The organism is Mongoliitalea daihaiensis (genome assembly GCF_021596945.1).
GTDB classification, from domain to species: Bacteria; Bacteroidota; Bacteroidia; order Cytophagales; family Cyclobacteriaceae; genus Mongoliitalea; species Mongoliitalea daihaiensis.
Genome location: NZ_CP063779.1, coordinates 1146633 through 1167385, shown reverse-complemented (window position 1 = coordinate 1167385; position 20753 = coordinate 1146633). Strand labels below are relative to the sequence as shown.

The 20753-nt window shown below is 39.2% G+C and carries 20 protein-coding genes; 1 reads left to right on the top strand and 19 read right to left on the bottom strand.

The window, feature by feature from the left end:
- Window positions 1–272: 272 nt before the first annotated feature.
- The 16 genes from IPZ59_RS04780 to IPZ59_RS04705 form a co-directional block, all read right to left on the bottom strand.
- Window positions 273–818 (bottom strand): hypothetical protein, encoded by a 546-nt coding sequence (locus IPZ59_RS04780; RefSeq protein WP_236138740.1) that lies wholly within the window; start codon window positions 816–818, stop codon window positions 273–275.
- A gap of 427 nt (window positions 819–1245) precedes the next feature.
- Window positions 1246–3045 (bottom strand): acyl-CoA dehydrogenase family protein, encoded by a 1800-nt coding sequence (locus IPZ59_RS04775; RefSeq protein ID WP_236138739.1) that lies wholly within the window; start codon window positions 3043–3045, stop codon window positions 1246–1248.
- A gap of 61 nt (window positions 3046–3106) precedes the next feature.
- Complete coding sequence (locus tag IPZ59_RS04770) at window positions 3107–3463, bottom strand: four helix bundle protein (RefSeq protein ID WP_236138738.1); 357 nt, start codon at window positions 3461–3463, stop codon at window positions 3107–3109.
- Window positions 3464–3601: 138 nt separating this feature from the next.
- On the bottom strand, window positions 3602–4777 hold the full coding sequence (locus IPZ59_RS04765) for an acetyl-CoA C-acyltransferase (RefSeq protein ID WP_189581948.1): 1176 nt from the start codon (window positions 4775–4777) through the stop codon (window positions 3602–3604).
- Window positions 4778–4852: 75 nt separating this feature from the next.
- Complete coding sequence (locus IPZ59_RS04760; RefSeq protein ID WP_236139770.1) at window positions 4853–5224, bottom strand: four helix bundle protein; 372 nt, start codon at window positions 5222–5224, stop codon at window positions 4853–4855.
- Window positions 5225–5314: 90 nt separating this feature from the next.
- A complete protein-coding gene (locus IPZ59_RS04755; RefSeq protein ID WP_236138737.1) occupies window positions 5315–7720 on the bottom strand; it encodes a 3-hydroxyacyl-CoA dehydrogenase/enoyl-CoA hydratase family protein in 2406 nt (801 codons plus the stop codon).
- A gap of 15 nt (window positions 7721–7735) precedes the next feature.
- The gene (locus IPZ59_RS04750) at window positions 7736–8212 is read right to left on the bottom strand and encodes a MarR family winged helix-turn-helix transcriptional regulator (RefSeq protein ID WP_236138736.1); all 477 of its coding nucleotides are present in this window, start codon (window positions 8210–8212) and stop codon (window positions 7736–7738) included.
- A gap of 566 nt (window positions 8213–8778) precedes the next feature.
- Window positions 8779–10536 (bottom strand): AMP-dependent synthetase/ligase, encoded by a 1758-nt coding sequence (locus tag IPZ59_RS04745; RefSeq protein ID WP_236138735.1) that lies wholly within the window; start codon window positions 10534–10536, stop codon window positions 8779–8781.
- Window positions 10537–11209: 673 nt separating this feature from the next.
- A complete protein-coding gene (locus tag IPZ59_RS04740) occupies window positions 11210–12844 on the bottom strand; it encodes an Ig-like domain-containing domain (protein WP_236138734.1) in 1635 nt (544 codons plus the stop codon).
- 71 nt (window positions 12845–12915) lie between these two features.
- On the bottom strand, window positions 12916–13806 hold the full coding sequence (locus tag IPZ59_RS04735) for a class I SAM-dependent methyltransferase (RefSeq protein ID WP_236138733.1): 891 nt from the start codon (window positions 13804–13806) through the stop codon (window positions 12916–12918).
- Window positions 13806–15671, bottom strand: a complete 1866-nt coding sequence (mnmG, locus tag IPZ59_RS04730; protein WP_236138732.1) for a tRNA uridine-5-carboxymethylaminomethyl(34) synthesis enzyme MnmG — start codon at window positions 15669–15671, stop codon at window positions 13806–13808. Before mnmG ends, IPZ59_RS04735 begins: the two co-directional genes overlap by 1 nt.
- Before the next feature lie 67 nt (window positions 15672–15738).
- Window positions 15739–16170: an rRNA maturation RNase YbeY gene (gene ybeY / locus IPZ59_RS04725; protein WP_236138731.1), complete on the bottom strand. Its 432-nt coding sequence runs from the start codon at window positions 16168–16170 to the stop codon at window positions 15739–15741.
- Window positions 16171–16174: 4 nt separating this feature from the next.
- A complete protein-coding gene (locus IPZ59_RS04720; RefSeq protein WP_236138730.1) occupies window positions 16175–16573 on the bottom strand; it encodes an ATP-binding protein in 399 nt (132 codons plus the stop codon).
- A 35-nt stretch (window positions 16574–16608) separates the two neighbouring features.
- Window positions 16609–17370, bottom strand: a complete 762-nt coding sequence (locus tag IPZ59_RS04715; RefSeq protein WP_236138729.1) for an exodeoxyribonuclease III — start codon at window positions 17368–17370, stop codon at window positions 16609–16611.
- A gap of 27 nt (window positions 17371–17397) precedes the next feature.
- Window positions 17398–17760 carry a hypothetical protein gene (locus IPZ59_RS04710; RefSeq protein ID WP_236138728.1) on the bottom strand — a complete coding sequence of 121 codons (363 nt, stop codon included), beginning with the start codon at window positions 17758–17760 and terminating at the stop codon, window positions 17398–17400.
- Between the two features lie 2 nt (window positions 17761–17762).
- Window positions 17763–18113, bottom strand: a complete 351-nt coding sequence (locus IPZ59_RS04705) for a carboxymuconolactone decarboxylase family protein (RefSeq protein ID WP_236138727.1) — start codon at window positions 18111–18113, stop codon at window positions 17763–17765.
- A gap of 79 nt (window positions 18114–18192) precedes the next feature.
- Between IPZ59_RS04705 and IPZ59_RS04700 the strand changes: the two genes are divergently transcribed.
- Complete coding sequence (locus tag IPZ59_RS04700; RefSeq protein WP_236138726.1) at window positions 18193–18885, top strand: ComF family protein; 693 nt, start codon at window positions 18193–18195, stop codon at window positions 18883–18885.
- On the opposite strand, the gene IPZ59_RS04695 is transcribed toward IPZ59_RS04700, so the two are convergent.
- Genes IPZ59_RS04695 through IPZ59_RS04685 form a run of 3 tightly spaced genes read right to left on the bottom strand, consistent with a single transcriptional unit; the run spans window position 18886 to window position 20720 of the window.
- A complete protein-coding gene (locus IPZ59_RS04695) occupies window positions 18886–19677 on the bottom strand; it encodes a TPM domain-containing protein (protein WP_236138725.1) in 792 nt (263 codons plus the stop codon).
- An 8-nt stretch (window positions 19678–19685) separates the two neighbouring features.
- Window positions 19686–20120, bottom strand: coding sequence for a TPM domain-containing protein (locus IPZ59_RS04690; protein ID WP_236138724.1), 435 nt, complete (start codon window positions 20118–20120; stop codon window positions 19686–19688).
- Window positions 20121–20129: 9 nt separating this feature from the next.
- The gene (locus IPZ59_RS04685; RefSeq protein ID WP_236138723.1) at window positions 20130–20720 is read right to left on the bottom strand and encodes a LemA family protein; all 591 of its coding nucleotides are present in this window, start codon (window positions 20718–20720) and stop codon (window positions 20130–20132) included.
- Between the last annotated feature and the right edge of the window lie 33 nt (window positions 20721–20753).

Sequence of the window (20753 nt, the reverse complement as noted above, 5' to 3'; positions counted from 1 at the left end):
TTCTCGCACACTTGTGATAGATGTCTAAATTACTAAAACTCGCACAGCTGTGCGAGTTTTAGTTTAGGCATTATTTATTTTTCTTAATAACTGAAATAGCACTTGTTTTAAATAAATGGTAACGTTTGGGCGCTTGGCGAAGAAGCGGATTTCGAAGCACTAAACTGTCTGCCAGCACTGAACTTGATCCGAAGCACAAAGCTTCATTTAAGCACAGAACCCGCTTTTTTGCCAAACGCCTGTTAGCGGTTCGGTGTTCTTTCTCTTTCGCCTTAATTGTCATTGAATAGTTGCACTAAAAAGTCTTTAATTTTTACTTCTGTCCAAGTTTTTGAACTTCCTGAAAAGTTGTAAGCCAAGCCATTCTTAGAGCCAAAAAGAAAAATTGTATTCACGTTCTTTTCGTCACTTTTTGCTTGCCATAAAATGTAACCCTTGTCTGCTTGGTTTTCAACAGTAGTAACCGTCAAACCTTGTTTTTCCCAATATTCTGCGTCCCATTTTACAAAGTCAGTTACGAATTCATTGTCTGTTTGATTGGTTTTATAAAACGGATATTTGTCTTTTGGATTTTTAGTTACAGCAACAGTTGTCGAGTCGTTGTTTGTAAAGAAATGCTGTTTGCTTACTTGGTTGTAACTTGTCTTTGTCCATTTGTCTGGAAAAACAATATTGCCATAAGGTAACAAAGTCAAAGTCGTTTGATTTTTCTTTTCGTCATAACTGTCTGCGATAATCATACTTGTTTGTGTCGTCTTACAGGAAGTCAACACTAATAATAAAAGTCCAATTACGATATTTAAATTCTGTCTTTTCATTTCTGTTCGTTTTCGTTTTACACTGACCGCTAACGGTTTGCTATCCGAAACCTATTACGCTATGTATTCCATATGGCATCCACAGCGCAATAAATTACAGCTATTTCCCCACTACCTAAAACTAAATCTAATTTTTCAAATTCCCTAGATTTACATGAAGCAAAATCCACTTCTATCCCTTCAACAAAAAAGCCCCTGATTCCTCAGGGGCTTTTATTTTCAGAAGAGGTTTAGTTTCTAAGTGTCCAGCAAAAACCTTCGAGGTCTAGAAATCCTCAAAGGTTTTTTGCCCTTCTTTTCCGCGTATTCCGCGATTTCCGCGAGAACACCTTTGCGTCAGCAAACACATCTGTGTCAATCCGTGAAAATCACTTTTTCAATCTGTATTTACTAATCTTTGTGCCTTAGCGCCTTTGTGGCCTTATTATCAAGAAAACGGATACTTCCCTTTCTCAATCATATAATCAGCAATCTGTCTTCTCAATTCTTTGACATTGACCAAGTCAGCTTTGGTAAAGCGCTTCAAGCCCATCAACATCACCTTCTGCTCATCACCTTTGGTAAAGGCTGCAATCGCTTCTTTGGCTGCTGACTGAATTTTTTCTACAGCCTCAAACAAATATACCTGCGTCATCGCAATCTGCTGCGCACAAGCTTCCTCACCTCTCAAGGATACCAACTTCTCAGTTCTCAAGATGGCTGACTCGGAAGCATAGATTTCGATCATCACATCCGCCAAGTTCATCATCACTTCTTGCTCAGATTCAATCTTGTCAGCCAAAGCCATAGCAGCTTTACCACCGACCATCAAGAATACCTTCTTCAGTTTCTTGATCACCTCTTTCTCCGATGCAAACAACTCAGAAGTATCAACAGTATCAAAGCTTGGAACAGATGTCAATTCATTGGCAACAGCCATCGCGGGCTCAAACAAGGCAATCTCGCCCTTCATTGCTCGCTTCAATAACATCCCTACCATCAACATACGGTTGATCTCATTGGTACCTTCGTAAATTCTGGAAATACGGGCATCTCTGTACGCTCTCTCCATAGGCGCATCGGCAGAATAGCCCATACCACCATAGACTTGTACACCCTGATCGACTACATAATCCAATACTTCAGAACCATGGATCTTAGCAATTGCGGCCTCGATCGCAAACTGCTCCAATGCCTTCAATTTAGCTTCGGTATCTTCCAAACCCTCAGCTGCCAAGGCATTCATTCGGTCTTCGATATCTTGACCTGCTCTGTAGCATAGCGACTCACAAGCATAGATACGCACGGCCATCTCCGCTAATTTTTGCTTGATCGCCCCAAAAGAATTGATCGCTACACCAAACTGCTTACGCTCGGATGAATACTTAATGGCCAATGATGCCACTGATCTACAACCACCCAACACACCTGCACCCAACTTAATACGGCCAATGTTTAAGATGTTTACAGCGATTTTAAATCCATTTTGTCTATCCGACAACATGTTTTCTACTGGCACCTTGCAATCATTGAAGAATACCTGACGAGTGGACGAACCTTTGATACCCATCTTTTTCTCTTCCTCATTCATGGTGATACCACCGAAATCTTTTTCTACAATAAATGCAGTCAAGTTTTTATCATCCTCAATTTTGGCAAATACGATGAAGATATCCGCAAATCCTGCATTGGAAATCCACATCTTCTGCCCATTGATGATGTAATGCTTGCCATCTTCGGTCAAGACAGCTTTTGTCTTACCGCTGTTCGCATCCGAACCTGCATCCGGCTCAGTCAAGCAGTAGCAAGCTGCCCACTCACCGCTCGCCAACTTAGGAAGGTATTTGGCTTTTTGCTCCTCGTTGCCATAGTATAAAATTGGCAATGTTCCGATACCCGTATGCGCTCCATAAGTCGTGGAGAAAGAACCTGCTCCACCGATGATATCGGCAATCAACATGGAAGTATTGAAACTCATGCCCATACCGCCAAATTCTTCCGGTACAGAGATACCCAATAAACCTAATTCACCGGCCTTCTTAAAAATAGACGGTACCAATTCTGGATGCTTCATGCTATCGATCTCTTCCACACGTGGATGAATCTCCGTGTCGATAAAATCCTGACAAGCCTGAGCCATCATTTTTTGCTCTTCATTGAATTCTTCAAAAATGAAGATATCCTGGGCTTCAGTTTCCTTCACCAGAAACTCCCCGCCGTTGATTGATTGTTTTGTGATTGTTGACATAATTTGAGACTTTAGACACTAGACGTAAGACACAAGACTCGCTCATCCCTACATCTCTGCGTTATTTTTTTTCGAATTTTATTATTAATGAGTAAAGCATCTTTTGAATTTCAGTTATCTCAGAAGTAACATCCATAAATCTCTGATCTTCTATAAAACCTAAATCATATGCTACATACAATTGAGTTTCCAATTCACAAATTGAGCCGTGAGCAATGCCCAAGAAATTTGCAAATTCACCATCAGTTCTTCTACCTGCTCCTTCAGCTACATTTGAGGGAACCGATACAGCGCTCCTTCTCATTTGTGAAGTAAGCCCAAAGCGTTCTTCATAAGGGAAAAGTTGTGAAATCTTATAAATTTCAGTTGTTAGCTTAATTCCTCTTTTCCAAACTTGTAATTCTTTGTAGTTGTGCATAGCGTGAAATTTTTGGTTTTATAAAAAGATTTACGATTTACTCTTGAAAATAACTTCTTTGTGAAACGCGACATTTTCAGCAAAACGTAAGTATTAGCATGAAACCAATCTTACGTCTTGCGTCTTATGTCTTACGTCTTACTTTAACAGTTCAAATACTCCCGCTACGCCTTGTCCTCCACCGACGCAGGCTGTTACCATACCGTACTTCTTGTTCTGTCTGCGAAGCTCGTTGAAGAGCTGCACGGATAGTTTTGCCCCAGTACATCCCAGTGGGTGACCTAGGGCCACGGCACCACCATTGACATTGACGATATCCGGATTCATATCCAAGGACTTCATCACAGCCAAACCCTGGGCCGCAAAGGCCTCATTCAGCTCGATCAAATCGATTTTATCCAAGGTCAAACCTGCTTGCTTCAACGCTTTTGGCACAGCTTCCTTAGGACCTATACCCATAATACGCGGCTCCACACCAGCTACGGAATAGGACATCATGCGTGCTATCGGCTCCAAATTCAATTCTTTGACCAAACGCTCAGACATCACCACCACAAAGGCAGCTCCATCGGATGTTTGGGAAGAGTTACCCGCTGTCACTTGGCCACCCATTTTAAAGGCAGCTTTCAAGTTGGACAAGCCTTCCAAGGATGTACCTGCTCGAGGTCCTTCGTCTGTATCTACTATGTATTTTCTGGTTTTTCTTTTCCCTTTCTCATCCAAGTAGGTTTCCTCTACTTCTACAGGCACGATTTCATCCTTAAACTTGCCGGCTGCAATAGCTGCCAAAGCTTTCTCGTGACTTCGTACAGAAAACTGATCCGCTTGCTCACGGGTGATTTCATATTCTTTGGCAAGCTCTTCAGCTGTCAAACCCATGCTTAAGTAATAATCAGGTGTTTGGGAGGCAATTTTCCAGTTAAGGACAGTCTTGTAGCCCATCATTGGCAACATGGACATGGACTCTGTACCACCAGCGATGATACAATCTGCCATTCCTGCCTTGATTTTACCTACTGCTAGTGCAATGGCTTCCAAGCCAGAGCCACAGTAACGGTTGATGATAAAGCCCGGATTATCAATGCCCAAAGCCAAAAGTGAAATCATTCGTCCCATTTGCATGCCTTGTTCCGCTTCGGGAATGGCATTTCCGACGATCAAATCGTCCACCATCTTCGCCTCTAATCCAGGCGTACTTGCTACTAAGTGTTTGATGACATCCGCTGCCAAGTCATCCGGGCGATAGAATCGAAAGCCTCCTTTTTTGGCCTTCCCCACCGCTGATCTATATCCGTTTATGATGTATGCTTCCATTGTTGTGTGTTTTCTTTTGAAATTGTTGTGTTAATAGACTCAAGAATAAAGATGCAAGAATCAAGACTTAGGTTACTAGTACGGATTAGCGTCAATGTTTTGAATAAATCCGTTAATCATCCGTTGAACTTCAGATAACTCGGACTCAAGTGACTTAAAATCCTGATCATTTAAAATACCTACGCGTTGAGCGATGATAGCTTGAGTTTCGAGTTCGAAGCTTTCACCTAGACTAATGTCCAATGAGTTTAAGAAAGCCTTTGAAGAATTTTTGGCACTCCCTTCGGCGATGTTTGAAGGTATTGAAACACTGGATCTTCTCATTTGAGAAGTAATTCCAAATTTTTCTTCAGCAGGGAATTCAGCTGTTACTTCGTACACTTTTACAGACAAGTCAACAGATTTTTCCCACACTCTCAAATTCTTAAAATTATGCTTTCTTCTCATCATTCTAAATCTTAAGGTTAATTGTCTTCTTGAATCTAAGTCTCGTCTCTCGCTTCTCGTCTCTCGCTTCTCGTCTCTCGCATCTAACCTCTAATTCCTCAAAGGTTTACCTTTAAACAAAATACTATGTATTCTCTCCAAGGTCTTTTTCTCACCGGTGAGACTCAAGAAAGCTTCGCGCTCGAGATCGAGTAGATATTGCTCACTGACTTCTGTGGCAGAAGAAAGGTCACCACCAGACATTACCCAACCTAACTTGCGGGCAATTTTGGCATCGTGCTGGGAAATGTAATTTCCGTACAACATGCCTGTGATTCCTGCTTCAAATAGGGCTAGGGAAGTTTTTCCTAAAACTTTGATATTGGTCTGCTGCACCGGTTGTGTATAACCTGCCTCATGCAATGCCAAAACTTTCGCTTTTGCATCTGCCAATACACGTTTTCTATTTAAGGAAATGGAGTCTTTCGCCTGCAAATACCCTAAGTTTTTGGCCTCTGCCGCTGACATGGACACTTTTGCCGTGGCAATGTTCATGAAGTACTCTTGCAAGCGGTTCAATTCCACATCACCATTTTTGATTTCATTAGAAAATCTCAAGGTCATTTCCTTGGTACCACCACCGGCAGGAATCAATCCTACACCGAATTCTACCAATCCCATGTACAATTCTGCGTGTGCCTGTACGGCATCTGCATGCAAGGAAAGTTCACATCCACCACCCAAAGCCATGTTATGCGGTGCTACTACCACCGGAACAGAAGAATAGCGGGCCCGCATCATGGTGTTTTGGAAGCCTGCAATCATCAGGTTGATCTCATCAAATTCCTGATCACCAGCAAACATGAACAACATGGCTAGGTTAGCACCGGCGGAGAAGTTGCCTCCTTCGTTACCAATGACCAAACCTTTGTAGGATTTTTCAGCCATGGCAATTGCCGTGTTGATTCCTTCGATCACTTCCTGACCAATGGAATTCATCTTGGTATGGAATTCCAAACCAATCACATCATCTCCCAAATCGTAGATGGTCGTACCGGCATTGCCCCACAATTTCTTATTCGCGCCTTTTAAGGTATCCAACAAAATGAATTCATCTGTACCTGGAATAGCTTGGTAGGATTTGGATGGAATGTCGTAGTACTTGCGAACGCCACCTTCTACCTTGTAGAATGACTCATGTCCAGCTGCCAACATCTCATGCACCCAGGCTGCTGCTTTTTCGCCTGCTGCTTCCATTTTTTCCACCGTTTCTTTGACACCTAGCACGTCCCAAGTCTCAAAAGGACCGAGTTCCCAACCGAAACCAGCGGAAACTGCCTGATCGATTCTGTATAATTCGTCTGCAATCTCTGGAATACGGTTAGAGCAGTATTTGAATAAATCGTAAAAAGAAGCTCTGTAGAATTCACCAGCTCTATCATCGAAGTTTACCAAGAACTTGATTCTCTTTTTCAAATCATCAATTTCCTTGGAAGCCTCTAAAGCCTTGAATTTTGGTTTTTCTACATCTTTGTATTCAAAAGTTTTCAGATCCAATTCCTTCAACTCTTTGCTGCCATCCTTATGACGGATCATTTTGAAGTACCCTTGACCTGTTTTATCTCCCCACCATTTATTGTCATACAATACCTTGACGATATTCGGTAATTGGAATTTATCACGAGATTCGTCGTGGGTCAGTGTTTTGTAAAGGTTATTAGATACATTGACGGTGGTATCCAAACCTACCACATCCATGGTACGGAAGGTAGCAGACTTAGCACGACCGATGATGGTACCCGTCAATTTATCCACTTCAGATACGCCCATACCCATTTTCTCGATAGCATGCATCCCTGAGATGATGGCATAGACACCAATTCTATTAGCGATGAATGCTGGAGTATCTTTACATAAGACGGTTTCTTTACCCAAGAATCTATCTCCGTAATCCATCAAAAAGTCGACTATCTCTGGATTGGTTTTGGGACCAGGGATAATTTCCAATAGACGCAAATATCTTGGTGGGTTGAAAAAGTGAGTTCCTACAAAATGTGTTTGGAAATCTTCTGATCTTCCTTCGCACATCAAATGCATAGGAATACCAGAAGTGTTGGAAGTAATCAAAGTACCGGGTTTACGGTATTTTTCTACCTTGTCAAACAATGACTTTTTGATATCCAATCGCTCCACCACGACTTCCATGATCCAGTCGTAGTCTTTGATTTTTGGAAGATCGTCGTCAAAATTACCAGTAGTAATGCGTGAAATGGAAGCAGCATCATACAAAGATGCAGGCTTGGATTTCAAGGTATTTTCCAAGGCAGTATTCACAGGTCTGTTACGAACCTGTTTGCTTTCCAAGGTCAATCCTTTCTTTTTCTCATCCTCTGTTGGTTCTGATGGCACAATATCGAGTAAGAGTACCTGCACGCCAATATTGGCAAAGTGACAGGCAATCCTCGATCCCATGACCCCTGAACCCAAAATGGCAACTTTCTTGATTGTTCTTTTCATAAAGTTTTTTGGTTTTTAGAGTTCGTACAATTGGTCTTCGTACGTATCCGGGTTTACAGTTTCTGAATTTATGTGATCTATGACTTGATTAATTTTCTTGAAAACAGTGAAAAAGGTATCCAACTCCTCCTCACTCACCAGTTCTCTCACTTGGAGATTGAAATCTTTGATCGTACCTACGGAGATTTCTTTTTTGCGCTTACCCTCTGCTGTGAGATAGATTCGAACACTCCTCTTATCTTGGGTATCTGCTTTTCTATAGATAAATCCTTTCTCTTCCATGCTTTTGAGCATGCGGGTAAGGCTTCTTGCTTCCAATCCCATGAGAGGGGCAATTTTTGTCGCTGGCGTGCCTTCTTTGGAATTGATATTGATCAATACAAAACCGATAGCCGTAGTGAAGTCTTCCAGCACCGCTTTTTGGTTGTACATCCGCGAGATAGCATGCCAAGCGCTCTTGATATGATAGTCAACTGTCTCTTCTCTCTTCATTGGCATTATAATTAGTACGCCCAATTTAGTAAAAAGATTGTATGCATGCATACTATTTTTAAAAAAAGTTATGCATGCAGAGGAAATTTAAAGTTGGGATACTAGAGAAACAAAAAATTTTATTTCAAATACGGAGGGGTTCTCGTAGATTTAGGAGATTTATTCGGATTTAGCACGGATTTTTTGGAAGAATATTTTGAGAGGGATTTTAGATTTTTGTTTCTCGCAGAATTCTCAGAAAATGCAGAAAAATAGTTGGCTGCCCGAGATTTACATTCTCGGTCAGTGGATAAAAGGGGATTTGCAATCTCCTTATAGAAATCTACTGTTGATCTGAGGAGAATCAAACTCTGCGCTCGTTGCGCGTTACCGTTGCATTCTTTGCGAGCACCTAGCTTTGATCAGATTAAAGTTTCCAGTGCTTATTGCCTACTATCCAACTTGAAAAACATAAACTTTCGTGCCCATTCGTGTAAATTCGTGGACAAACAAACCTTCGAGGTCTGAAAGACCTCAAAGGTTTATTCTCTTAGTTTTTCCGCGAATTCAGCGCTTTCTGCGAGAGCTTAAGAATACAACTCCTCTATTTCCTTCGCAAACTTTGTGTGAACCACTTTTCTCTTCAACTTCATTGTTGGAGTCAATTCACCTGTTTCGATACCCCATTGAGTATTCAACACCTTGAATCGCTTTACTTGCTCCCACTTACCAAAATACTTATTGAGATTATCCATCTCCTTTTGGAATTTTTCAATGATTTCCGGCTTGGCCAACATCTCTGCATCGGTGGTATAAGGAATATCCTTATGCTTACACCAATCTGCTAAACCAGTCAAACTAGGTACAATCAATGCAGCCGGATAATTCTTATTTTCCCCCACCACAATGATTTGCTCAATTAATGGTGATTCCTTGAATTTATTCTCCATAGGCTGCGGAGCAATGTATTTACCACCGGATGTTTTAAACATCTCCTTTTTACGATCAGTAATCTTTAGAAAATGTTTTTCATGCAATTCACCAATATCTCCTGTATGGAACCAACCCTCCGAATCAATGACCTCAGCAGTCAAATCCGGTTGTTTGTAGTACCCTTGCATGACATTTGGACCTTTCACTAGGACTTCACCATCTGCTGCAATTTTAACTTCTACTTCTTTGACGATCTTACCTACCATACCGATACGAATGTCTTGAAGATTACAAACAGATGCAGATACCACAGGAGAAGTTTCTGTCAAACCATAACCTTCACACACTGGAATCTGTGCTGCCCAGAATACTCTAGCTAAACGTGGCTGCAATGCAGAAGCTCCAGAATTAATCTGTACCACATTTCCTCCCAAAGCCTCTCTCCACTTGCTAAAGATAATCTTATTGGCCATTTTGAGTTGGAAATTGTACCAGGCACCCTGATCTTTGGTAGGTTCATATGTCAAACCCAAATTCAACGCCCAAAAAAACAAGGATTTTTTAACTCCTGTCAATTCATAGCCTTTGGAAACAATTTTATCATAGACCTTTTCCAACAATCGCGGAACGGTATTGAATATATGAGGCTGGATTTCTTTTAAATTATCGCCGATACTTTCCATACTTTCTGCATAGTAAATGGATATCCCCATATACATGAAGCAAAAAGAACCAGTCCGCTCATAGATATGACAAAGTGGTAAAAAGCTAAGTGATTTTCCAATCCCTTTTTCCACCACAATTCGATCTTCTACTGCATGGAGATTATGAATTACATTGGCATGGGTCAGCATCACACCTTTTGGTCTTCCAGTAGTCCCGGATGTATAGATGATCGTAAATAAATCAGACATGCTGACTTTTTCCTTTTTTTCTTCCAATAAGGCTACATCACCTGATTCACCTGTAGCCATGAAATCTTCCCAATAATCACAACCTGATATTTTATCAAAAGATACCAGCTGTATAGATGTGCCTTTGGAAGCTTCCATTGCTTTCTCATGGATTTCAGCATCTCCTACAAACGCTTTTTTGACTTCGGCGTGTTCAAAAATATACTTGTAATCATCTGCAGAAATCGTTGGATACATTGGAACGGAAATGGCTCCTATTTGCTGCAAAGCCAGATCAATAAAATTCCATTCCGGCCTGTTATTAGAAATGATGGCAACTTTATCATCCTTATCGATGCCAGCTGCCAAAAAAGCCAAACTTAGATTGTCTACGATTTCTTTCAGTTTTCTGGAAGAATAAGTGACCCAAGTACCGTTTAATTTTTGGGCTAAGGCAACTTCTTTATCATAAGTTGCAATTTGATGGGGGATTAAGTCAAAGAGTCTGTTGATTTGCATGGTTATTCGGGTTTAATAGCCGTTGAAAATAGCTAAAACCTTTTATCTATGCAACTAACGTACAAATACTTTTCCCACACGTTAATAGTATAAATAGGTTAATTTTTTAAAAAGTTTTTGTTGTCCTTATTATACTGTGGATTTGTGGACAAAAAAATCACTTTTATTTCTTCACACGGTTATTATACTTTTTCCATTTCTTATCCACCAGTTATTCACTTTTATAATTTATTTAATGCTTTGATTTATAAGACAATTTGTGCTCAAAACAGTTAGAATGTGTGTAAGAATTTTAAGATAACTGTATACAAGTTTCTGTGTGTGTAATTGTGGATTACTGTGTATGATTCAGTTGTTATCCCCTGCTGAATCTGTTGATTTCTTTTATTGATTTTAAAGTGGGGAAAATTGTTTGTTTGTCCCCATGTTAATCAATGATTATCCACAGCTTATCACCTAGTTGTCTACAGAAATTTACGATTTTAGAAGGTATATTTTAGATTTGCTTCTCACATAATGCGCAGAATTCACTGGAAATTTTGGAGTAGAAGAATGATTTGCAACTTCCCACTTCACATTGTCTACTCATTTGGTCATTGCTTTGTGTATCACGGTACACATTGGTAAATTGTTCACTGCTCATTTTAAATTCTTCATTTCTCATGCTACATTACTATTGCCCTTCTTCTAAAGCTTCTTCTCCCTCCTCTTCAGTCTTTTTTCCTTTACCTATCCCTACGTCCTTTATTGGTTCAATTGGTAAATCAAGTTCCCATCCAGCTTTGATTAAAATGTCCAATGGTTTTTCTGGATCAGGGGATTTCATATAGTATACAGGTTCGGCTTGTCTGCCTTCTAGATAATTGGAGGTATCCCAGCGTCTATTTTTGTTTCGATCTATGATGGCTCTTATATTATAGGTTCCTGCTTCTATTTGTGTAAAAGTGGTCTTATTTGTCTCTTCTAAATAGCGTTCATGTACAACTTCCCCTCTGGTACTTAAAATTTGTAGAATGATGGGCAATTCTTCCGTATTTACTGTAATTGTAAAACCGTCCGCTAGTACATCAGGTTTAACTTTTCGGAAGTTTATAGTAAGTTCTTTTTCATTGGTCATCCCATCTATATCAAAAAAAGTAGAATCTTTTGCTATCAATTGATAACTCTCAATCTGCATGGTATCTACAGGTGTATAGGTAATTACTAGCTTGCGTCTCGTTAAACTATCTTGAAATGATAGCATACTTGCGTCTATGGGGATCACTGAGGCTGAATCATATGCTAAATACAAGGAATCAAACTTTACATTTAATAGTGGTTTGTTGAAATTAAATTCACCTTGAATTCTTTTAATGAAAGGTTTATTACTGGTGGTTACTTCTAGCTTCTCTTTAGCCCTATCACTTTCCACAAATTTTGCGTAGAAGGTAGTATCAATTTTAAAGCCTACAGAATCCTTAACTGTCAATCGGATTTCTGTACTGTCGTTGACAAACTTTTTAGAGTAAAAGCGAACATTTTTTTCATTCAATCGATAATAGAGGTCTTGATTTAAATCTGAATGTTCTACCATTAATTCAGCAGGATTTTTACTAAGAATCACATCAAAGTTTGATCCTATGCTAGATGCTCGGTTGATCTTTAATTCAGATAAGTCAGCTAGACTTAAGTATAATTGAGCTTCTGAAATATCTCTGTCCAAAACCAATGTATCTAAGATAAAACCATAAGGTTCTGTTTTATCCTCTGCTTTTAGTGTATTGTTACCATCAAACCATGCATAGGTGAAGTATTTACCTACTTTAAGATTGCTAAACCTAAAATTTCCAGCACTGTCTGTTTGGATGGTGTAATAAGGTGGTGCCGTTAAAACATTTGTTGTGTCATTTACCTCATATAATCCTACTAATACATCTTTGATGTTTTTTTCTTTCTGTGGGAAAATATACTTGACATTCCCGCTGAATCGTAAGCTATCAATATCAGGTCCTGTAGAGAAAACGAGTTTAAGGTTTTCTGGTGTATTCTTTTCGGTGATGTCTTGAATAGATTTTTGAAAGTTGAATACATAGGTTGTATTTTCTTCTAGATCTTGATTGAGTTTAATAGTTACTGTTTTTTTATTGGCAATCACTTCCATTTCATCTTTGTCGATTCTTGGAGTTATGAGAATATTTTTATTTGGATTGTCTACAGATATAAATTCATTGAATACCAATTCTATGATGCTTGGACTGACATTTCTACTTTCATTTTCTGGGTTTATAGAAAGTAAAACAGGGGGTTCCTCATCTTTTGGTCCGCCCATAGGTGTGCTTTGTTTAGCACATGATAAAACTATAAAAACTGATAAGATGCTAAATATTTGAATTAAATATCTCATTTTTTCTTTAAAATGAATAAAATACTTGAATAATCTCCTTGATTATTGGCTGCCCATTTATTAGAAGTATACCCATTGACTAAGCCTTTCCAAAGTGTTTTTGTTGGTGAGGATCCTACAATCTTTTCAGATAGCATAGAAACATAGTAGCTATCAAAAATCATAGGTTTTTGGTCAATTATCTCTAGTCCAAACTCTTCTGTGAATTTCTGGAAACTGCGTTGATCGAAGTGATAGAGATGTCTTGGTACATCCCAGGCAGCCCAATTAGCTTGATATTTGTTTGCATCCAGTGAATTTCTGTTTGGAACTGCGATGATTAAATATCCAGTTTCTTTTAAAAGCCTAAGTATTTTTTTGGTATCTTTTCTAAGTAGATGTATGTGTTCTAGTACATGAAAGAGACTTATGCAATCGAATTGTTTTTCCTTTAAATCGTCTAAACTTTTATTTACTCGTAAGCCTTTCTTTTTTGCTAATTTCCTAGCATCCTTTCCAGGTTCTATTCCTTCACAAATCCATCCTTTTTTATTTGCTGCTTCTAATAAATAACCAGTCCCACAGCCAATATCTAAAAGTGATCCTTGTGAGGGTTTTAATGAGTTGAGTAAATTTATTTTTGTTCGTAGTGTATATTTTCGTACTAGTTTGTATAGGATATCCGTGATACTTGTTATTTTATCCTGATGTGAAATGTATGCATCGGATTGGTAATATGTGTGAATAGATTCTTGATTTGGACGGGGATTTGTAAATACCAAGTTACAGGATGCACATTCACACAAGATGAAAGATTCTTTGCTGACGCTATGATCTTTGATCTCTCTGTGATTAAGAAAAAGCCCACTTTTACAAAGTGGGCATTTATTTAATCGTTCTAAACTCATTATCTACCCAAGTAAACGGTCAAAATGGAAAGATCTGCTGGAGATACACCTGAAATTCTGGATGCTTGGCCTAGGGTTTCGGGTTTGATTTTATGAAGCTTTTGTTTCCCTTCTGCAGATAATGCGGGAATCTTCATATAGTCAAATTGCAATGGTATTCTGAAATTTTCCATATTGGTTAATTTTTCTACCATTTGCTGTTCTTTATCAATATAGCTATCGTACTTGATTTGTACTTCTGCCTGTTCAAGAACATCTTTCGCATATTTCTTTAAGTACTCTGCTATGTCGGTATGTAAGCTTTTCAGTTCTTCCATTCCTATTTGTGGACGCTTTAAGAGTTTTTCAACAGTAACTTTTTCCTTTATGGTGGCAGATCCAATAAATTCAAGACCCGTGTTAACCTCTTCTGGAGCTACTCTTTTTTGTCGAAGATCATTGATAAGTTTAGCTGTTTCTGATTTTTTGTGAAGCATCTTTTGGTAGCGTACCTCATCTGCTAAACCGATTTTATATCCTTGTTCTGTTAATCTTAAATCTGCATTGTCCTGTCTCAGTAAGAGTCTAAATTCTGCTCTGGATGTAAACATTCGATAAGGTTCTTCTGTACCCTTATTGATCAAATCGTCAATTAATACCCCGATATATGCATCGGATCTTTTGAGAATGAATGGATCTTGTTCCTTAACCTTTAAAGCGGCATTTATTCCTGCCATCAACCCTTGGGATGCTGCTTCTTCGTATCCTGTGGTACCATTGATCTGACCCGCGAAGAAAAGGTTTTCGATCAAGTGGGTCTCGAGTGTTAGTTTGAGTTGTGTGGGTGGGAAGAAATCATATTCGATCGCATATCCTGGCCTGAACATTTTTGCATGTTCGAATCCGGGAATTAATCTCATCGCTTTATACTGTACATCTTCTGGTAAGGATGTAGAGAATCCATTGACATAAATTTCTACGGTATTCCATCCCTCTGGTTCTACAAATATTTGATGCCGTTCTCGTTCTGCAAACCGATTGATTTTATCTTCTATGGAGGGACAGTATCGTGGACCCAGGCCTTGGATCCTCCCATTAAACATAGGCGATCGATCAAATCCTGTTTCTAAAGTTTCATGTACTGATTTATTGGTATATGTTATCCAACAGTTGTGTTGTTCCTTGAGTGGGCTTGTTTCGTCGGAATAGGAAAATTTTTCAGGATTTTCATCACCATATTGAATTTCCATTTTGCTATAATCCAAGCTTCTTCCATCTACACGTGGTGGTGTTCCTGTCTTCATTCTTCCAGCTTCGAAGCCTAGTTGTACCAGTTGTTCGGTGATTCCTTTAGCTGCGGATTCTCCTGTTCGTCCACCGCCAAATTGTTTTTCACCAATATGTATAATTCCATTAAGGAATGTCCCATTGGTTAAAACAACGGATTTACCTTCTATTTCTATACCTATTCCTGTTCGTACACCTGTAACCCTTCCCTCTTTCACCACTAATCCAGCAATCATTTCTTGCCAAAAGTCCACATTGGGTGTTTGCTCCAATGCTAATCTCCATTCTTCTGCAAAACGCATGCGATCATTTTGAGTTCTAGGAGACCACATGGCGGGACCTTTGGAACGATTGAGCATGCGAAATTGGATCATGGATTTATCTGAGATGATTCCCGATAGCCCTCCAAGTGCATCAATTTCTCGCACGATTTGACCCTTGGCAACTCCACCCATTGCAGGGTTGCAAGACATTTGTGCGATGGTATTCATATTCATGGTACATAAGAGTACCTTTGCTCCCATCTTTGCAGCAGCATGTGCGGCTTCACAACCTGCATGCCCTGCTCCTACTACAATCACATCATATTGTGGAAACATATCTTTTTTTTGTTTGGTGTTCCACGTGGAACAGTTCTTGTTTTCTCTTTGTTTTTATTCCAGTGTTTCACGTGGAACATATTGGAAATAGAGCGATGGATTGTTCTTCCATGGCTCTCATGATTTTTTGATCCTCTTCTTTTTTGTCTTTGTATCCGAGTAAATGTAAAATTCCATGACTTAGTACGCGTTGTAATTCTGTCTCAAATGGAATATTTAACTTATTTGCATTATCCTTAATTCGATCAATGCTGATAAAAATATCTCCCTCTATTGTAGTATCCAACTCTGAATTATCAAATGTGATGATGTCAGTGTACGTGTGATGATTTAAGTATTCAACATTTATGGAGTAGAGGTACTCGTCTGAACAGAAGATGTAATTTAATTCACCAATCTTCTTTTGGTGAGTTTGTGCAAGTTCTTTTAACCACTTTTTGTACGTGGCCTTAGGTTTTAAATTGAATTGTATATCTTCTTCAAAAAAGTGAATAGCCATAGACTTACATGTAGAATGTTAAAAGCGTTCTACTTCCTTTATCTTCAAACTTTACTTCATCGCATAAATGTTTGATGATGTATATTCCTCTCCCACCTGATTTTTCTAAATTTTCAGGTGACGTAGGATCCTCTAAATGTTCGTAATCAAAGCCTGGTCCTTGGTCCTTGATGATGAAAGTTACTTGCTCTTCATCAAATTGAAGTTCCAAGTCGACTGTCTTCTCTTTATCTTTTTTGTTTCCGTGTAGAATAGCATTGGTAACGCATTCAGTTACTGAAATCATGATATTTCCATAGATATCTTCGTCTATTGGAAATTGTTCCCGTGCGTTATCAATAAAACTTTCTACGACTTTAATGTTGTCGATCAGAGAAGGGATTGAAATTTTAATAGATTTCATCAAGCTTTAATTAATTTTACTTAGATAATTTTTTCCTATTCTAATTCTATCATGATGGGACAATGATCCGAATGCTGTGCATCTGCTAAGATGCTTGCTCCTTTAATTTTTTGCATTGCTCCCGCTGTGGCCATATGATAGTCAATTCTCCATCCAAGATTTTTAGCTCTTGAATTGGCACGGTAACTCCACCAAGTATATTGATGCGCTTCGGAATTGAATGCTCTGAAACTATCAATAAAACCACTTTCAGTAAACTTATCCATCCAAGCACGTTCTTCTGGAAGAAAACCAGATGAATTTTTGTTAGAAATTGGATTATGGATATCAATTGCCTTATGACAAATGTTATAATCCCCACTAATGATCAAATTAGGAATATTTTTCTTTAAATCCTGCGAATACCCGTAGATGTCGTCTAAAAACTTGTATTTAAAGTCTTGTCGGACGTCTCCTGTGGTGCCGGATGGGAAATAAGCCGATATAAAAGAGAAATCTTCGAAATCCGCTCGTACCATTCTTCCTTCATCATCGTAAACACTCATATCCATTCCATAGACAATATTTAGTGGTTTTAGCTTTGTCAAAATGGCTACACCCGAATATCCTTTTTTGACTGCTGGGTACCAAATGAGTTCATAACCCATGTCTTCAAATATTCGGCGGTCAAATTGATGGATTTCTGCTTTGATTTCCTGTAGGCCAATTACATCGGCATTTACAGCCTGTAACCAGTCTGCAAAACCTTTGTTGAGGGCTGCACGAATACCATTCACATTGTAGGATACGATTTTCATTGCTGAAAGTGCTATGATTGACTAAATTTATTTGATTTCAATCTGAAATTCTTGTTCAAAGTATTCCATCACCTGTATTTTCAAGAGCTTTTCCTGTTCTAAAATATCAAAGTGTGGTAGTTTCTTGATTAATTTCCAATGAGGCCAACCTTCTTGATCGATATAATCCAACTCATAAAAACCAGCTAAACTCAAGACTTTACAGATCGCGATGTGCATCAAGTCTTGTTTTTCTTCCTTAGAAAAGTTTTTATTGCCTTGTCCCAGCTCCTGTACACCAATCAAAAATAAAACACCATTGAGGTCTTTTGGTTTTTTTCCGATCAACTCCTCCAGTCCTCCCAAGAGTTTACTCCACTTTCTCTCCAGCTCTAGGTCTCGTTTCAACATGGTTATTTACTTGCCTCCTGTTCCAATAATTCCCAATATTCCACGGCTCTTCTTAAGTGTGGAATGACGATAGACCCTCCAATCACAGTGGCAATGGAGAACACCTCGAAGATCTCCGTTTTTGTCAACCCTACTTCATAGCACTTGCCCAAATGATACTTGATGCAATCATCACATCTTAAGACCATAGAACAGGCCAAACCGATCATTTCTTTGGTTTTTACATCCACAGCTCCATCAGCATACGTGTTCGTATCCAAGTTGAAGAAACGTTTGATTACTTTATTGTCAGAGTCCATGATTTTCTCATTCATCTGGGCTCTATAGCTATTGAATTCTTCTATTAAATTCATTAAATTTTAGGTATCAATTACAAGTGACAAATATAGCAGGTATTTTCCTGTCAATCAGTCCTAACAAGCCTTTTTGCGAATGCGTTTCAACATTGTAGAAGATTTTTTGTCTTTGGTCTTTCCTAGAACCTGTGCAGGTTGTAGCAGGAGTTTATTTGATTTTGAGCATGTACTATGTAAAGTATGCGAAGGAGCCCTTCCGATCACTGATTATCACCTCCGTCCGCAGAACAATGACTTAGTTATCAAAGTTACTGGCCTAATGCCCGTTTACCGTGTCATGTCTTTTTTGAGATTTACGAAAAAGGGAATGAGTCAGCGGCTATTGCATCAACTCAAGTATAAAAATAAACCGGATATCGGAGTAACCTTGGGTAAGCTCTATGGTCAGTTATTAATACAACATTCGTTTGCAGATGCTTGGGATCAAATTACTCCCGTACCTTTACACCCTTCCAAGCAAAAAAGGAGGGGTTACAACCAAAGCGAGCAATTTGGAAAAGGCCTTGCTGATAGCCTTCAAATTCCTTTGGTAAATTCTCTTATTCGATCTGTAAATACTGAAACTCAGACGAGAAAGTCCCGCTCGCAGCGATTAGATAATGTTGAAAATGTATTTCAGGTCGTCAATTCGGTTGAAAACAAGCGGGTTTTATTGGTGGATGATGTGATGACTACAGGAGCTACGTTGGTTGCTTGTGCTAACAGTCTTCTAGAAGCAAAGGCTTCCATGGTGGATTTGGCCGTGATTGCTGCTGGAAAAATGGGGTGATTACCAGCTGCCTCCGGCTCCTCCTCCCCCAAAAGAACCTCCTCCGAATCCCCCAAATGAAGAACCTCCTCCAAATCCACCTCGTCCGGATGAGAAATCTCCAAACTTTCCTCTATTCCCTCCTTTGAGCATATTTGCAAGCATGATCGTAGTGAATAAGTCTACATTTCCTCCTCTGCCTCCCATGTGGTTGTTATTATCCTTTTTATTTTTGGAAGCGATGATGAAAATCAGTAAAAAGAAAAATAAGAAGAAGAGAATAGCACCTCCATCATTTGCACCGGAAGCTACCTTATCAGCTTGATACTCTCCACTAGCCAATTTGAAAATCATATCGGTAGCTTTGTCTAGCCCAACATAGTATTGTTCCATACGAAAATTTGGTACAATCAGCTGTTCTACAATCCTTTTGGCTAAAATATCAGGGACAACTCCTTCCATGCCATAACCAGTAGCAATAAATACCTTTCGGTCCTGCATAGCAGCTAAGATCAAAATTCCATTGTCCTTATCTTTTCGTCCAATACCCCACTGATCTCCTAATTGAAAGGCGTAGTCACTTATGTCGTAAGGACCTACTGATTGTATCAAGACGATACTAACCTGGGAAGAAGTGCTATCGTTGTAGGCGCGGAGCTTCTGCTCCAATGCATGTACCTCGTTTGCATTCAAAGACTCGGAAAAATCATTAACCAATTTTGGTGGATTGGGTGGCGCTGGAAAATCTCCTTGAGCCCACATGTCAAGGCTTAAGAGTGTTGCAAGGAAAAGGGTTAAAATGGATTTATACATGGGTAGATTTAGCCAAAGGATATGTCGTCTGACAATTCATTGGTGTCGTTTTCTTTGTCAAAAGGAAAGTGTGCTTTGAGCTGTAATCCGCATTGGTCAATTCCTGCTATTAATCCTTGGGTGAAATTACCTTCTTTGAATTCCGTAATCATCAGTTCTTTGATATTTTCCCAAAAGTCAGGAGGTACCACTGCATTGATACCACAGTCTCCAAGAACGGCAAATTTATGGTCTTCAACAGCCAAATAGAAAAGGACAGCATTTCGCTGCCTGGTTTGATGCATTTTTAACAGCTCAAATACTTCAGCTGCACGGTCCATCACATCATCGGCACAATGATTTTCAATATGTACCTGAATTTCTCCTGATGTTACTAGCTCAGCGGCTTGTATGCTATTAACAATTAAACCTCTGTCCTCTTCTGAAAATAAACTCTTGGGCATGATTTTTATTTAAAACTGTACTGTAGGTGCATTTTCTGCACCTTCTGATGCTTCAAAATATCCTTTACGCTCAAAGCCATACCAACCAGCAAAGACATTGTTGGGAAATGTTCTCAGATTAGAATTGTAAGACTGTACATTTTGGTTAAAGTTTCTACGGGCAACAGCAATTCTATTTTCTGTACCTTCTAGTTGTGCCTGTAATTCTAGGAAGTTTTGGTTGGCCTTTAGGTCCGGATAGCGTTCTACAGCAACTAATAATCTGCTTAGAGCCCCACTCAATTGATCTTGTGCTTGTTGGAATTGAGCAATTTTCTCAGGGCTTAGGTCATCTGCCTGAAGGGTAATGCCGGTAGCTTTGGAACGTGCTTCGATCACCCCAGTCAAAGTTGACTGTTCAAAGTCAGCATACCCTTTGACCGTATTGACCAAATTTGGAATCAAATCGGCTCTTCGTTGGTATTGGGTTTCCACTTCTGCCCAAGTACCATTGACAGTTTCCTCGTTTTGAACAAACATGTTATATACACCTACGGCTTTTGTGTAGAGAAATAATCCTAAAATGGCGATGACTACAATAGGAATAAGCGCTTTTTTCATAGTTTGATGCTGTAATTTGATGATTGCTTGTAC

Excerpts from the sequence above, each read along its gene's own strand:
- IPZ59_RS04780 (WP_236138740.1), bottom strand. The coding sequence starts at position 818 with ATGAAAAGACAGAATTTAAATATCGTAATTGGACTTTTATTATTAGTG.
- IPZ59_RS04775 (WP_236138739.1), bottom strand. The coding sequence starts at position 3,045 with ATGTCAACAATCACAAAACAATCAATCAACGGCGGGGAGTTTCTGGTG.
- IPZ59_RS04770 (WP_236138738.1), bottom strand. The coding sequence starts at position 3,463 with ATGCACAACTACAAAGAATTACAAGTTTGGAAAAGAGGAATTAAGCTA.
- IPZ59_RS04765 (WP_189581948.1), bottom strand. The coding sequence starts at position 4,777 with ATGGAAGCATACATCATAAACGGATATAGATCAGCGGTGGGGAAGGCC.
- IPZ59_RS04760 (WP_236139770.1), bottom strand. The coding sequence starts at position 5,224 with ATGAGAAGAAAGCATAATTTTAAGAATTTGAGAGTGTGGGAAAAATCT.
- IPZ59_RS04755 (WP_236138737.1), bottom strand. The coding sequence starts at position 7,720 with ATGAAAAGAACAATCAAGAAAGTTGCCATTTTGGGTTCAGGGGTCATG.
- IPZ59_RS04750 (WP_236138736.1), bottom strand. The coding sequence starts at position 8,212 with ATGAAGAGAGAAGAGACAGTTGACTATCATATCAAGAGCGCTTGGCAT.
- IPZ59_RS04745 (WP_236138735.1), bottom strand. The coding sequence starts at position 10,536 with ATGCAAATCAACAGACTCTTTGACTTAATCCCCCATCAAATTGCAACT.
- IPZ59_RS04740 (WP_236138734.1), bottom strand. The coding sequence starts at position 12,844 with ATGGGCGGACCAAAAGATGAGGAACCCCCTGTTTTACTTTCTATAAAC.
- IPZ59_RS04735 (WP_236138733.1), bottom strand. The coding sequence starts at position 13,806 with ATGAGTTTAGAACGATTAAATAAATGCCCACTTTGTAAAAGTGGGCTT.
- mnmG (WP_236138732.1), bottom strand. The coding sequence starts at position 15,671 with ATGTTTCCACAATATGATGTGATTGTAGTAGGAGCAGGGCATGCAGGT.
- ybeY (WP_236138731.1), bottom strand. The coding sequence starts at position 16,170 with ATGGCTATTCACTTTTTTGAAGAAGATATACAATTCAATTTAAAACCT.
- IPZ59_RS04720 (WP_236138730.1), bottom strand. The coding sequence starts at position 16,573 with ATGAAATCTATTAAAATTTCAATCCCTTCTCTGATCGACAACATTAAA.
- IPZ59_RS04715 (WP_236138729.1), bottom strand. The coding sequence starts at position 17,370 with ATGAAAATCGTATCCTACAATGTGAATGGTATTCGTGCAGCCCTCAAC.
- IPZ59_RS04710 (WP_236138728.1), bottom strand. The coding sequence starts at position 17,760 with ATGTTGAAACGAGACCTAGAGCTGGAGAGAAAGTGGAGTAAACTCTTG.
- IPZ59_RS04705 (WP_236138727.1), bottom strand. The coding sequence starts at position 18,113 with ATGAATTTAATAGAAGAATTCAATAGCTATAGAGCCCAGATGAATGAG.
- IPZ59_RS04700 (WP_236138726.1), top strand. The coding sequence starts at position 18,193 with ATGCGTTTCAACATTGTAGAAGATTTTTTGTCTTTGGTCTTTCCTAGA.
- IPZ59_RS04695 (WP_236138725.1), bottom strand. The coding sequence starts at position 19,677 with ATGTATAAATCCATTTTAACCCTTTTCCTTGCAACACTCTTAAGCCTT.
- IPZ59_RS04690 (WP_236138724.1), bottom strand. The coding sequence starts at position 20,120 with ATGCCCAAGAGTTTATTTTCAGAAGAGGACAGAGGTTTAATTGTTAAT.
- IPZ59_RS04685 (WP_236138723.1), bottom strand. The coding sequence starts at position 20,720 with ATGAAAAAAGCGCTTATTCCTATTGTAGTCATCGCCATTTTAGGATTA.